Here is a 13810-nt window from a genome sequence, read left to right on the forward strand (position 1 = left end):
GAGCGCTGCACATTGATGAGCATGGATATCTACACATCTTCCCGATTTTGATCGGTGTACATATCCGTTTCTGCGGTAACGGCCTATCAGGCAGCCTCGCTCCTACAAAGGGCAATAACCGCCAGCCAGCACAACCGCAGAAACAATGCCCATGCATTGATGAGTGCATTCAGCGAGCGGTGAACACCAATTTGAATTCCTGTGGCCACCGCGGGTGCAACGCGCTATAGGCCAGCGCATAAGTCAGCGTGCCGATACCAATGCTGCAGGCCAGGTGCAGATAGCCGCGCAAACCCAGGTGGGAAGAAACAAACACCACGACGGCGGCCATGATGAGCGTGGCGATCACGCTGCGATAATTGGATTCGAAGACTGGGCGCCAACCGTAACCTATTGCCGTATTCAGCCCGCGCATTTGCAGGGGCGTGATGATCACCATCCGCGCCAGCAAGGCCAGGGCTGCGGCCATGCCTGCGTAGCGGTGACCCAGGCTGTAAACCAGCGCCAGCGCCAGCAGGGTGGTTGCCACTTCAGCCTTGACGGTCAGGTGAGTGCGATTGATCGCCACCAGGGCTGTCGTGGCGTACATGGCGGTGTTGCCGATGGCTGCGGTGCAGGCCAGTACTTGCAGCAAGGGAATGGCTTCTGCCCATTTGGCGCCGAATATCAAAAGAATGATGTCTTCGGCCGTTAACGCGATGCCGACGAACAGTGGCGTGAGCAGGAAACCACTGATTGCCGTCGAGTCGCTGATCAACCCGATCAACCGCGGGGTATCGGTACCGCGCCGGGCAAACACCGGCAATGCATAACTCATCAGGCCGTTATAAATCGCCGTGCGAGGCAGATCGATGATGCGCATGGCGATATTGAACATGCCGACGGCATGGGTGCCGGCCGTAATACCGAGTACCACATTGACGCCGCGCTGCAGCATATGCCAACTCATCACGTTGATCGCAACCGGTGCTCCGGCCCTCAACAGTTCGCGCAGGAATGGCCCGTCGATGTAGAAGGCGATCCGGCGGCGGTTACCGAGCATCAATACAACGACCGAAACGAACTCCATGATCAATACCTGAGCGATCAACGCCCATGGGCCAAATCCCCAGAGCGCGATGGCGATACCTCCCACGCCGCCAGCCACTTTGCCCAAGAGCGTGCGCGAGGCCAGCATCTTGAAGTTGCTGGCGCGGCGCATTTCCACGACATACACCCGCGACATCATGGTGAAGAGAATTTTCACCGAGGCGGCCGCCGTCATCCATTGGATCATCAGGGACGTCGTATACAGCATTACGGCGAACGAGATGACGACGATAGAGGCCAGACTGATCAGCACGGCGAACCAGAACGCCGTGCAGATGTGTTTCTCTTCGAGATGCTCCAGACGTACCAGTGGGTCTTCGAGCATTGACGAGTAGAGAATGGCCACTACCTCGACAATGGCAATGATCACCGTGCCCATCCCCAGCTCGGCCGGCGACATGAGCCTGGCAAAAGCGATAAAGGTAATCATGGACAGGAAAATCAGGCCGAATTTTTCGGTGAAGATCCAGATTAATGTCATCAGGCGATGATTGGCCATGGGTAGAACCCGCAGTGGATTTGCGGTCGACAGGCAGTGATCGGCTCAGGGCGACTTACGCAGTGTTTTCACCCGCGCATAGAGATAGCGCTAGGTCGTCGCTTTGGCGGGTACGCCCTCGAGCGTCACGCAATCACCAGGCGTGAAAGGGCGTCCTGCCAGGCCAGAGCGTTTGGCGTGGTGGTGACGGAATGACAGGGCCAGGACGCAGAACACCAGAAACTCCGCCGAGCGATAGTTGGGCACGACATACGCCACATAGTTGGTGAGCATGAACGATCCGATGATGACCATCGCACTGACGTGAAACCGTGCAGACTGATCAGCCATTACGGCCCGATAGTGTTTGATCAGTGCCTCGACCAGCATGAGGATCAACGCGATCAACTGAACGATGCCGCCGTTAAGCAAGGTTTCCATGTAACCGCTGTGGGCATTGCCGATGTAACCCCAACGGTTGATGAATACTTCGGCGCTTGGGCTGGACCAGAAGGCGCCGAAGCCGTAACCCTTGAGGAATTCGGCATCGATCAGTGGTGTGAGCAGGTCCCAGATCCGCGTGCGGTCGGTGAGTGACGGGTCACGACCGGTCAGCTCCAGCAGCAACGCATAATTGCCGTATAGAAAGAAACAGATCAGCACATAGACGATCATCGTACCGAGGAACGCTGGCCATGAACGGTTGATGTGCAAGCGGATCAGCGTGAGGAAGTACCAACAGCTCACCGTGCCGGCACAGATCAGCGCGATGGCGGTGGCGGATTGGGCCAGCGCAATCGCGATCAGCGAAAATAACGAGCAGAGGATGGCCCATGGATTACGCTGGCGGATCATCGGCAGCAGTAACAGAATAGCGATCGCGTTGATCCGTGCGCCGGCATTTTTTTCCGGGAAAATCCCTTTGAACGCACCATCGCGGGGACCGCCGTATACGAAGGCGATGTCAGGCCTGAACAGCGCGATTATCAAGCCGAAAAACGCTGCGGCGCCGATGATGCAGCCGAGCATGAAGGCGACTTTCTCGAGGCTGTAGTTGTAGGCGATGAAACCTGCAAAGAACACCACGCTGATCATTGCCACAAAACGTTTGAAACTTAACATCGGGTCGTAGGACCAACTGATCGATACGGCCACGCAGAGCATGAACATCAGTAGGAAGGCATTGTTCCTGTAAAAGCTTTTGCTGAGAAAGACCTTGTTGCGGATAAAGAAGAACAGCGGTACCAGCAGGGTGATCAGGCCGCAGATCTGGTTGATCGTGTTGCCTTCGAGGTCTTTTTCGGCGGCGTCCAGATTCGACACATCAGCCAACCCGAAAAAAAATCCAATCACCTGGATATAGAACAGCCCGCCGAACAACGTGAAGGCGTCGCGCAGGGTGGTGTACCTGACTTCCAGTTTGTTCATGACGACGGACTCCCAAGTAGCGCGTCGAGATAAGTTTTCGCCGCACAGGCGCTCACGAAACGGGCAGCGGCATCGATGCGCGCCTGACGGTTTGCCTCAGGCGGTAACGTTAGTTCCACGGTAATGGCCTGGGCCAATGCGCCAGGGTCGTCGACCGCCACCAGCGGGGCGATCGCGCCATTGTCGAGAATCTCTTGCGGGCCATAGGGGCAGTGGGTTGATACCACCGGGGTGCCCGTGGACATGGCCTCGACCAGCGCATTGGGACTGCCCTCGAAACGCGACGACAGCACAAAGCAATCGGCCGCTGCCACTTCCGCCAATGGATCGCTGGTATAGCCCGGCAGATCGAATCGGTCGGCCACGCCCAAGGCGACGGCCTGCTCGATCAACTCGGTTCTGAGTGCGCCTTCGCCGAAAATGATCAATCGGGTACTGGGGTCGGGTAATCGGGCGAAGGCATCGAGCAATACGTCAAAGCCTTTTTGCTGTGTCAGGCGACCTACGGCGACAATCACCGGGGTTGTTTTTTTCGACAGCCAGCGGTGGTTCGGACGTCCCGGCGCCTTGTCGCGAAAATCATTGTCGAGCACCGGGTTGTCGGCAATGGTGACATCCTGCGCGCGGGTGATGGTGGTGTCGACCAGGTCCTGGGCGACGCCGCGCGAGACGCAGATCACCGGATTGGGGATGAGTCGATACAGCAGCGGTGCCAACAAGTAAGCGGTGCGCACCATCAACGCGGGATTGACGTGTCTGTCATGGGAAAACGCGTTGCGTTCGCTGACATGCAGGCGCGCCAGCGTACCGGACAGCGCGGCGGCGGCGATGGCCACCACGTTGACATGGGTGAGGGCGGCCAGTTGCGCGTCAAAGCGATTGTGGCGAAGAAAGCGTGCCAGCGCCGGCACTGCCCTGGAGCTGCGCGCACTGTGCAACTCTACCTGTTTGACCCGTGGGTCGAGACCAGCCGAGTTCACCCCTGCGCCAGTGAGCATCAGCAAGGTCACGTCATTGCCTGCATCCGTCAGCGCTCCGGCGAGGCGCACCATCATTTTTTCGGCGCCACCTCCGCTCAAGTCCTGCAGAATAATCAGCAACCTTTTCATTGATTCCATACCTGGTAGTACGCCTGCGCGGCGGATTGACTGGTGTACTGTCGGACGGCTTCAGCGGCCACTTCCCCGCTGGGCGCAGCCTCGCTTTGCGTGATCAGGCTGCGCAGCATCCCTTCGGCCAGCGCCGCTACATCGTTGACCTTGACCAGGTCGCCGAGGCGGCCGTTATCAAGCAGTTCCCTGGGCCCGGTTTCGCAGTCGCAGGCCAGCACGGGTGTGCCCAGCGCCAGGGCTTCGATCAGCACGGTCGGCAAGCCCTCATGAAACGAACTCAGGATCAGCAGTCGTGCCTGCCTGATAAAAGGGTAGGGGTTGCTCAGGAAACCGGTGAAATGCACACGGTCCTCGATGCCCAGTCGGCTGGCCTGTGAGGTCAGCGCGTCAAGTTGCGGGCCATCGCCGATGATCACCAGATCCGGCAGTGCAGCGCTGCGCAAGGCCATGGCGTAGGCATCGAGCAGCAGGTGGAAACCCTTCGGTTCCACCAGCCGGCCCACCGCCAGCCAGAACTGCGCCGGCGTGTCGGTGAGCATGGGCGTCTGTGCGGCACTGAGCAGTTGTTCGGTGACCACAGCGTTGGGGCAATAACGAACGCGTTCGCGACCCCAGGGCACCCGCTCGGCGAGGGACTGGCGCAAGCCGTTGGAAACCGTCACTACCCGACCGTTGCCACAGAGGTACAACGCATAGAGCAGACGCAAGATGGCGGGGTTGATTTTCTGTTCGCTGCAATCCAGTGCTGCATGACGGCTATAGATGACCTTGCATGGGCTACCCAAGGTGGCAAACCAGCTGCAGAGGTTGGCTTGTTCCTTGGCGGCGATGAGGTGGGTCACCTCCTGGCGACGAATAATCCGCCGCAGCAGTACGATGGACTTGAGCAAACCGACGATGCCATTGCCGCCGCCATTGAGCGTGGCAGCCCCTTCATCGTCTGGTGTGTCGCCATTCATGACGAAATAACTGACACGCTGGCCATCTTTGAGAAACTGCCTGGCCAGGCGTTGCTGAACGCGCTCCAGGCCACCATCGGGCTTGAAGTCCTTGAGGATGAACAGGATATGCATGGTCGTTGCTCGGAGCCGGATGCTCAGGGATAAGTGATATTGATGGTCACTTTTCGCCGGATGATCATCACCAACAGATGAACAAAATTGGTCGGGTAATCGATCAGGTAGCGTTTGATGGTGTGCGGTTCGCGGTACATCCGATAGAACGCGCGCAGATGCAGGCGGTTGATCAGCTCAGGGTAATATTGATGAGTAGCCGTGGCCTCTTGGCGAATGAAACCGCCACAGGTAAATGCCACCCCGGTGAAGCCGGCGCGCAGGGCATCTTGCTCGAACTGCTCCTGCAGCCCGGCGCCCAAGCCTACGATGAGGATGTTCGCTTCACTGCGGCAGATGTCTGCCTGGATGCACGCGGCCTGCGCTGCATCGAAATAGCCGTTGTGATGACCGGCAATAATCAGCGCGGGGTAGCGAGCCTCTATCTTGTTGAGGAACAGGTCCAGTTCGGCTTGCTGGGCACCGACAAAATAAAGGCGCTTGCCTTGTTTCTCGGCGCAACTGAACACAGAGTCGGCAATGGACGAGAAGTCGAAGCTGACCCGGCCGATCGTGCGGCCGGTGATGCGCGACATGAAGGTAGACATCAGCATGCCGTCGCAAAAATAGGCGATGGAAGTCGGGTCCCGGTCGAACAGACTGCCGACGGACGCAAAATTAATGAAGGAAAAGGCCTTGTTGGTGTCCAGCAAATTCGGGGTGTAATTCCCGATTAATTCGAGACTGATCATTGCTGACTCCTGAGGTCTGTTAATGGATGAACTCGCGCCTGCTCGAGTTACGCAATAACCAGCTCCGAAAACACGCTTCAAGTTTCCCGGGACTAAATGTGTAACTACGGGTGGAGTTTTAAGTCAGTCAATAGGCAGGCTGTCAAATGTCACTAGTCAAAAATATAACCTTCTGTCCAATAACCTGTTCAGACGCTCCAACCATTTGTTTTCGCCCGCTGTTGTGAAGGAGGTGTCTGGATTAATCAGTCTCTGATACGGCTGAGGGATAATGAAAGTAATTTTTTGATTTGTCTGGCAATGGGGACTTCTATCTTTTTGTGGATGATATAAGACGCACCTATCATCAAGGCGACGGTGCCCCATAGCAGGATGTGCGGGTTAACAACTGGATAGGCAATATTAAAGATCATAAAGCCGATCATTTGATGTAATAGGTAAAGTGGGTAGGTCAGCGCTCCTAATGTAGTCCAGTTCAATGTCCCTATGGCTGCCGTTCTGTTCGTGGCGATCAAAAAAAACATCATGAAGAACAGGATAATTACGCTGCAAACGATCAGAGGATTGAATTCGGTTGAATATTTGGTTTCGAGCGATTCGGCCCATACAATTGAGGTATAGCTGGCTAATGTGAATGCACCTGTCAATAGGAGGATTCGTGTTTTTGTGAATCCCTTGGCCCATATAATGTAGAACGTGGCACCCGCTATGAAGTATGCAGCGTAATCGGTAACTAATATCGCGCGCATCTTTTCAAAAGTGAATGCTTCTGCGATGGCAGAGATGAGTAGCCAGAGTACGAGGTATGTCTCTATTTTTTCTATTTTCTTGAAGCCCAACAGAATGGATATCATTAGGTAGAATTTAATTTCTACAAATAGAGACCAGTAAACGCCGTCTATCGACGGGACGCCCATCAAGTCGCTAAGTAATGTCATGTTAATAATGTATTGATAAAAGCTAGCCGTATATCTTGGCTGTCCGATGGCAAGAGTGATTAGAAAAGTAATGGTGCAGCACACCAGGAAAGCAGGGTAGAGGCGAACGACGCGGGATATAAAAAATACTTTGAGATTATTACTCGAAGCGGTCATCAGAATGACGAATCCGCTGATCATAAAAAACAGTTCGACGCCTAAATAACCGTATTTAGCAGGCTCAGCCAATAGCGGGTAGGGCATCGTAGACATGTCGCCCCTTGCATACCCGCGAAAAGCATAGTGAAAAATCACTACTGCGAAAGCAGCAAGGAAGCGCAGCAAGTCTAATTCTTTCACTCGGCGCTTGATCATGTCTATGCGCTCCAAACGTGTTGGCGCTGATTGAAAACAGACCATCCTGCCGATTGATATTTGATCCGGGACGAACGTTATAGCGCGGTGTGCGGGCTATTGAGCACGGCGCCACATCTTGACGTAGTCGACGCTGAAGGTGGAGGGCAGGTCAGCATCGTCAACCACGCCGAACCATTTCCACATGGCCTCACTGTCAAAGACGATTTGCATGGGGAAGAAGAAGTGTGTGTTCTTCGATTCCCTGACCAGCACGCCATCGACGTACCAGCGCAAGGTGTCGGGCTGCCAGTCGAAGCCGTAGACATGAAAGGCACTTGCCAGGCGCCAGGGGCTGATCCAGGTGCTGCCGTTGGCGACATGTTCGGTGCTTTGCGGCGTGGCCCACAGGTGGGCGTTCATGTTGTATAGCCGGTCGAAGGCAGCGTCTTTGGTCTTGCCGCCGATTTCGAAGATGTCGATTTCGGTTGCGTTGTCAGCCATGCCCGTCCACGCAAGCCAGAATGCGCTGGAAGCTGCGGAGTTCATGGGTTTGGCATGTGCTTCGTAATATCCGTAGAAGCCGCGTTCAATGGTACGAACCATGGCTGAGGTGTAGTCCTTGAAACCGAGCAGGACATACTTCTGCGGCAAGGTTTCCTTGCGAAAGACAATGTTCAGGTTGCCATTGCTGACGGTGGCATTGCCCGGAGTGAAAAGCGCCGGTTTGCGTCCGAGCGATTCGGTTCCTATGGCATTGTTGACGTGCCAGCGCCCGGGGTCGAGGGTGGTGCCATTGAAGTCGTCGGACAGTTTCGTGTTGAGAATCCACTGACCGGCATTGGCCTGATCGGACAGCGGCAGATTGGCGTTGGTCCGGGTCGGCAATGTGCCGAGTGGTCCGACACGGGTCCAGGTATCGGCCTGTAAGGGAATGGCGACTGACCACTTGTCTGCCAGGTACTGAAATGCACGCTGGCGCTCTGCAAGGGAGGCAAACGGACGGTCGTACACCAGCACTTCTGCGATGTCGCCACGAAAGTTTTCGGAACTGCCGACGACATTGCGCCCGACTGCATACGGACCAATCGGCACATCGTAAAGCTCCAGGACGGAAAAGGTCGGCGCATACGCGGTGGTCTGTCGCAGGCTGATGGCGAAATTCGGCAACACGTTATCGTTGTTGGCGGTTTGCGGGCGTGAGCTGAACAACCGTTGCCAGGGATCGACCTGGGCTTGTTCGGGTAATCTACGGGACACGATCAATACCGTCACAGGGCCTTTGGCCGTTCGGATTGTTTTGCCGAGAAACGCCGAAGCGCCGCTGAAACGCACTACCGAATGACCATTCAGGGCGTTTGCCATCCGCTGTGGCTGCAAGGCAGCATCGTCTACTGTGGCGTCATTGGCCTCGCCGGATTTGTCGCTCCAGCGCTGGAGACGGTTCTGCGCATCCAAGGTCATTGTTGAAGCATCGGCCGCGTCCAGCCACAGCACGAGCCCGGTGGTGGGTACACGGGACGGCGCTTGTGCTGCGTTGCAAACAAGCGAAACCGACAGCAGTAATGCCAGCAGACATTCTTTAAGCATCTGTATCACTTCGCCTCAATCGGCGCCGGAATTTCAAATGAAGTCTGATACCCCTGCGGATTACACGACTGCCACCGCCAGGTATCGATGATCATCTGTTCCAAGCCGCGTTGATACCGGCTCAATCAGCGATGGTCGACGCCGTTGCCTTGCGCAATGATCTGGCGTGGGCATAGAGGTAGCGCAAGGTCGGTTTGCCGTTGGCGAAGATCAGTGCTTGCCAGGAATATTCCAGCATTTGCCGGTACACGCCAATCACTTGGGCATGCTCGCCGCGTCGGGAAAATGCATTGAGAAAGTCGGTGTGATTGCCCAGCACGAAATCGATCCGTTGCTTCTTGCTTAGCTGCGCGCCGTAGCGGGCCAGGTACACTTCGATGAACCTGATCTTGTTCTGGTAGTACTTTTTCGGTTGCGCGGTCATGTTGCCGCTGTTGACCGTGCGCTCCAGCAACACCTGTGGCACCGTGTGGATCTCCCAGTGTTCGGCTATTCGGGCCCACATGAAGCGGTCTTCGGAGTAACGCAGGCTGGCATCGAAGCCGCCCAGTTGCATGATCACATCGCGTTTGACCAGCGCGGTGGATACGCCATTGACGACGTTGGCGTGGATGAAATCGTAGAAATGCCTGCCGTTCTTGCGCCGGTTGTCCAGTTGTCGCCTGCCGTCGCTGTAATTGACCTGCGTATAGCAGTCGATTAGCCCCACCGGCCGTCCCTGACTAGTGAGTTCGTCATACAGCGCCAGTTGTAGCTCCAGCTTTTGCGGACAAAATTGGTCATCGGCATCGAGAAAGGCCACAAAAGTCTCTTCAGTGTGCTGCATTCCATGGTTGCGGGCGCTTGCCTGGCCTTCGTTGGCTTGATGCAATAGCGTCAGGCGAAACGGCGCCGCGAAGTCTTTGACCCGTTGCGGTCCGTCGTCGGTGGAACCATCGTCGACGACGATGACGTGATCGGGCAGTCGGGTTTGCCCGACCAGGGACGCCAGTGTTTGCTCAATGCTGTCGGCGCCGTTGTACATTGGGATCACGACGCACACTGAATGCGGTAAAAGGGGAGCTTGGTCTGACACGGGTGTTTCTCCTTTTGTTATGCCTTGGCCGGGTCGCGCGGTATTGCCCTGCCAGACGGACGCTGTTTCTCGGCGCAACTGAAGACAGAATCGGCAATGGACGTGAAGTCGAAGCTGACCCGGCCGATCGTGCGGCCGGTGATGCGCTCGATCAATTCCAGGTCGATCATTGCCTGACTCCTCAGTAAGTGTCTTTTGAGAACAATGTAAAAGGGGTCTTGACCAGAATCTTGATGTCGAGCCACAGCGACCATTGGTTGATGTAGTTGAGGTCCTGGGCGACGCGCTGCTGCATTTTTTCCAGCGTCTGGGTTTCACCGCGATGCCCGGTGATCTGGGCCAACCCGGTGATTCCCGGCTTGAGGCGATGACGGGCCATGTAGGCGCGAACCTTGCCGGTGTAGTAAATGTTGTGCGTGACCGCATGCGGTCGCGGGCCGACCAGGGCCATTTCGCCGCAGAGCACGTTGAACAGTTGCGGTAGCTCATCGATGGAACTGCGGCGCAAAAAACGCCCAAGCGGGGTGATGCGGCTGTCCTCGCGGGTGGCCTGACGGACTTCGTTGTCGTCGTGCAAACGCATCGATCGGAACTTCCAGACCTTGATCACCTCAGCGTTACAGCCGTAGCGATTTTGTTTGAACAACACCGGGCCGGGCGATGAAAGCTTCACGGCTGCCGCCACGATCAGCAGCAAAGGGCTGAGCACCATAATGGACACGGCGGCCAGGCTACGTTCGAACAACTCTTTGCAGAGCAGGCTGCCGGGGTGCGAACTGATAAGACTCTCATTGAGGTAGATGGCCGGCATCCGCTCTATTTCCGAAATCGACTGATTGAGCAGCACCATGCCGCCGAAATCAGGGATCCAGACCACGTCGACATTCATGTCCAGCAGGTCGATATACAGCGCTTCAATAAGGGCGGCTTGTGCCATCGGCAAGACGATGTACACCCGGCGTATGCGCAGGCGGGTGATGATTTCGCGAACCTCGTCGATGCGCCCCAGCAACGGCAAAACGCTCGGTGCCGGGCCGGTATGTTCGGCGGTCGCGATAAAACCCACTAGCGGCACGCGATTGCGCCGGGACAGTTTTCTCGCCAGCGTATGTGCGGTCGGACACGTCCCGATGATCACTGCGCGGCGCTCGTTGCAGAGCTTGTGCGAATGCAGTCGGGCCAGGTAATGCAGGGGCAAAAAGCTCGCCGCCTGGACCAGGTAACCCAATACGGCCCAGACGATGATCACCTGACGCGAGAAAATCACGCTGGTCTGGGTGACGAAGGCAATGCTGATCAGAACAGCCAGCAAAATCATCCAGGCCACCAGCAGCCGAGCGAGCCCGGACAACCACTCATGACGCTTGTGGTAAACCTGCATGACGCTGTAGATCGGCACCGAACCGAGAACGGTGAGAATCATCAGAACGCGGTATTCACTGGTCAGGCTGCCGACGCGCCAATACACAAGCAACATCAGCAGCATGTTGACCAGACTGAGAGCGCACAGCCATTGGCCCCAGAAGGTCAGACCTCGACGGCGCGTCATTTGAGCGGTGTAGAGCGATGTCATCGGCGCAACCTCCGGGCATGGGTTGGACTTCGGCGCCCAATACTGCACGCCCTCGTTCCCGCACGCTGGTATAGCTCGACTGGGATGAAGCAGCTTTTGGTAGATGTTTGGGAGGGGACTACGGGTGAGACAGGCGCAAGGTTCTACCGGGACATGTAGTCGTAGTTCTGAAACGTATCGGAATGGCTGTAGCCCTGTTTGCGTGCCTTGCTCAGGTCAACCTGGTTAAGCACCACACCGAACACCGGCGCATGACTCTGCTGCAGTATCGCAAGGCACTTCTGTACCTGGCTGACAGGCGTGCTTTCGGCCTTGATCACGTAGATCACCGCGTCCGAATGCTTGGCCAGCAACAGTGCATCGCTGACCATTTGTGCTGGCGGGGAGTCGATGATGATGCGTTGATACCGCGACTTCAGCGCCTCAAGCATGGGGGCAAGGCGCGACGAACCGAGCAGATCCAGCGGTGGTGGCGACAATTTCCCGGCCGGCAGCATGTCGAGATTGCCGACAGTCCGGATACAGTCCTCGAGCCGCGCAGTGCCCGCCAGAACGTTGGCCAACCCCGGTGCGTCTACCGGGAAATCGAAGTTGAGCGAAAGGCTGGGTCTGCGCATATCGGCGTCGATCAACAGGACACGCTCGAGCATTGTGAGCGAGTACGCCAGGTTGTTGGCGATAGTGCTTTTGCCTTCTTCGGCCATGGTCGAGGCAACGAGTACCACCTGTGACGACGTATCGCCGCTGTGCAACATCAACCAGGTGCGCAAGTTGCGTATGGTCTCGCAAAAACGCGGATGGTTGTTGTCGTCGAACAGTCGCGCGAGTTGCCGGCGGCTTTTCCTCGTGACCAGCGGCACCACGCTGAGCAGGGGAACGTCGAGCGTCCTTTCGATTGCTTCGTCGGTCTTGAAGGTTTTGTTCAGGGTTTCCGATAGCAATGCCAGCGCTACGCCGATCAGCGCAGACACGACGGCGACAATCGCCAGAATCAGTGTTTTACGCGGCTTGCTAGGTTCCAGAGGAACAATCGCAGGGTCGACGATGCGTGCTTTGGTGGAGTCCATGTCGGACGTGGCCGCGGTTTCCTTTAAACGGGTGACGAAGGTTTCATACAGCGCGCGGCTGCTGTCGACTTCACGCTGGAACTCACGCAGTTGAAACTCCTTGCGCGAAATGTCCTGTATTTGTGCCTTGTTGCTGTTGAATGATTGACGCAATGAGTTTTCGCTGGCTCGGGCTAGCTGGTAATCCTGTTCGATGCTGGCCACTACCTGTCGAACCTGCAGACGCAAGCTTTCGGTAGCCATTCGCAACTCGGCGCGAGCGGCGACAAGGGTCGGATGTTTTGGACCGTAGCGCCCGGACATTTCTTCGACCTTGGCTTGAGCCTTGGCCTGTTGTGCCTGGAATTTCTGCACCAAAGGATTACTCAAGACGGCCGGCACACTTGAGAGTTTGCTCAGGTTGCCATTGCTCAAGGTCTGGACCTGGCGGAACCGGCTCTCGGCCTCTGCCAGGTTACGGCGGGCATCGATCATGCGGTTGCCGGTCATTTCCAGTTCATTGGCGCTGATGGTGGCGACACCGCCGACGTCGACCAGGCCTTGCGCTTCCCGATAGGCCTGAAGTTTGTTTTCGGCACTGCGCAGGTTATTGCGCAACTCGATCAGGCGTGAGTTCATCCAGCTGGTGTTGGTCTGCGAGGACTTCAGGCTGTTGTCGAACTGACTATCGATGAAGCCTTGGGCAATCGCATTAGCGGTAGCGGCAGCCAAACCTGGGTCGGGCAACTCCACTTCTATGTTGATCAACTGGCTTTTGCCGACGAATTTGACGCTGGTTCGCCGCATGAGGTTCTGCGTGACTTGATTGAAGATCTCGGCTTCGGAGGGCATTACCTCGATGGGTGTCAAACGGCCCAGCACTGGCAGCCATTGGCCAAGCTCAAGCGTTGCCAACCATTTGCGTGGCGCAAACCATGACTGCGGTTGCTGGCGTGGATCGGTCACCGGATGGGTGGTGAGGTTCAGTTTTCTTACCGCGCGTTCGGCCAGATCCCGCGATTGCAGGAGTGCCAGTTGCGTCTGCAAATAATCGACGGTACCGGCGCTCGAATCCGTGACTTGCTGGAAGGCCAACAATGGTGGCGTTTTCTCTTTGATCAGCAACGTGGTGCTGCCGATGTACTGCGAGGGAATGAATGACAGCGTGGCCATCGCCAACGCACAGCCAAGCAGTATCAGCCAGCCGATTTTCCAATGGGCGCGCCAGATCACCCTCCAGTATTTGAGCAGGTCAATGGTGTCCTTGTCCTCGCTGTACTGCTGATGCTGCGGCACATGCGGCTGGATCGGACGTTCGACATATATGCTAGGGCTGTTGTCCAT

At 56.5% G+C, this 13810-nt stretch carries 11 protein-coding genes; all 11 read right to left on the reverse strand.

Annotated features, from left to right (window positions below):
• Positions 1 to 169: 169 nt before the first annotated feature.
• The 11 genes from MMG91_RS22240 to MMG91_RS22290 all read right to left on the reverse strand — a co-directional run bounded on the left by MMG91_RS22240 (position 170) and on the right by MMG91_RS22290 (position 13810).
• Positions 170 to 1588, reverse strand: coding sequence for an oligosaccharide flippase family protein (locus tag MMG91_RS22240; protein ID WP_310660710.1), 1419 nt, complete (start codon positions 1586 to 1588; stop codon positions 170 to 172).
• Positions 1589 to 1678: 90 nt separating this feature from the next.
• Positions 1679 to 2995 carry an O-antigen ligase family protein gene (locus tag MMG91_RS22245; RefSeq protein ID WP_310660711.1) on the reverse strand — a complete coding sequence of 439 codons (1317 nt, stop codon included), beginning with the start codon at positions 2993 to 2995 and terminating at the stop codon, positions 1679 to 1681.
• Positions 2992 to 4104 (reverse strand): glycosyltransferase, encoded by a 1113-nt coding sequence (locus MMG91_RS22250; protein ID WP_305502087.1) that lies wholly within the window; start codon positions 4102 to 4104, stop codon positions 2992 to 2994. Before MMG91_RS22250 ends, MMG91_RS22245 begins: the two co-directional genes overlap by 4 nt.
• Entirely contained in the window at positions 4101 to 5180 is a 1080-nt protein-coding gene (locus MMG91_RS22255; RefSeq protein WP_310660712.1) for a glycosyltransferase, read from the reverse strand. Before MMG91_RS22255 ends, MMG91_RS22250 begins: the two co-directional genes overlap by 4 nt.
• Before the next feature lie 23 nt (positions 5181 to 5203).
• On the reverse strand, positions 5204 to 5911 hold the full coding sequence (locus tag MMG91_RS22260; RefSeq protein WP_310660713.1) for a WecB/TagA/CpsF family glycosyltransferase: 708 nt from the start codon (positions 5909 to 5911) through the stop codon (positions 5204 to 5206).
• 245 nt (positions 5912 to 6156) lie between these two features.
• A complete protein-coding gene (locus MMG91_RS22265; RefSeq protein WP_310660714.1) occupies positions 6157 to 7203 on the reverse strand; it encodes an acyltransferase in 1047 nt (348 codons plus the stop codon).
• Positions 7204 to 7299: 96 nt separating this feature from the next.
• Positions 7300 to 8772 carry a family 16 glycosylhydrolase gene (locus MMG91_RS22270; RefSeq protein WP_310660715.1) on the reverse strand — a complete coding sequence of 491 codons (1473 nt, stop codon included), beginning with the start codon at positions 8770 to 8772 and terminating at the stop codon, positions 7300 to 7302.
• A 121-nt stretch (positions 8773 to 8893) separates the two neighbouring features.
• Entirely contained in the window at positions 8894 to 9847 is a 954-nt protein-coding gene (locus MMG91_RS22275; RefSeq protein ID WP_310660716.1) for a glycosyltransferase family A protein, read from the reverse strand.
• 17 nt (positions 9848 to 9864) lie between these two features.
• Entirely contained in the window at positions 9865 to 10017 is a 153-nt protein-coding gene (locus MMG91_RS22280) for a hypothetical protein (protein ID WP_310660717.1), read from the reverse strand.
• A gap of 11 nt (positions 10018 to 10028) precedes the next feature.
• Entirely contained in the window at positions 10029 to 11420 is a 1392-nt protein-coding gene (locus MMG91_RS22285; protein ID WP_305445719.1) for an undecaprenyl-phosphate glucose phosphotransferase, read from the reverse strand.
• A gap of 143 nt (positions 11421 to 11563) precedes the next feature.
• Positions 11564 to 13810 carry a polysaccharide biosynthesis tyrosine autokinase gene (locus MMG91_RS22290; RefSeq protein WP_310660718.1) on the reverse strand — a complete coding sequence of 749 codons (2247 nt, stop codon included), beginning with the start codon at positions 13808 to 13810 and terminating at the stop codon, positions 11564 to 11566.

It is taken from the genome of Pseudomonas sp. JL3 (assembly GCF_031570575.1).
GTDB lineage: Bacteria > Pseudomonadota > Gammaproteobacteria > Pseudomonadales > Pseudomonadaceae > Aquipseudomonas > Aquipseudomonas cucumis.

Excerpts from the sequence above, each read along its gene's own strand:
- MMG91_RS22240 (WP_310660710.1), bottom strand. The coding sequence starts at position 1,588 with ATGGCCAATCATCGCCTGATGACATTAATCTGGATCTTCACCGAAAAA.
- MMG91_RS22245 (WP_310660711.1), bottom strand. The coding sequence starts at position 2,995 with ATGAACAAACTGGAAGTCAGGTACACCACCCTGCGCGACGCCTTCACG.
- MMG91_RS22250 (WP_305502087.1), bottom strand. The coding sequence starts at position 4,104 with ATGAAAAGGTTGCTGATTATTCTGCAGGACTTGAGCGGAGGTGGCGCC.
- MMG91_RS22255 (WP_310660712.1), bottom strand. The coding sequence starts at position 5,180 with ATGCATATCCTGTTCATCCTCAAGGACTTCAAGCCCGATGGTGGCCTG.
- MMG91_RS22260 (WP_310660713.1), bottom strand. The coding sequence starts at position 5,911 with ATGATCAGTCTCGAATTAATCGGGAATTACACCCCGAATTTGCTGGAC.
- MMG91_RS22265 (WP_310660714.1), bottom strand. The coding sequence starts at position 7,203 with ATGATCAAGCGCCGAGTGAAAGAATTAGACTTGCTGCGCTTCCTTGCT.
- MMG91_RS22270 (WP_310660715.1), bottom strand. The coding sequence starts at position 8,772 with ATGCTTAAAGAATGTCTGCTGGCATTACTGCTGTCGGTTTCGCTTGTT.
- MMG91_RS22280 (WP_310660717.1), bottom strand. The coding sequence starts at position 10,017 with ATGATCGACCTGGAATTGATCGAGCGCATCACCGGCCGCACGATCGGC.
- MMG91_RS22285 (WP_305445719.1), bottom strand. The coding sequence starts at position 11,420 with ATGACATCGCTCTACACCGCTCAAATGACGCGCCGTCGAGGTCTGACC.
- MMG91_RS22290 (WP_310660718.1), bottom strand. The coding sequence starts at position 13,810 with ATGGACAACAGCCCTAGCATATATGTCGAACGTCCGATCCAGCCGCAT.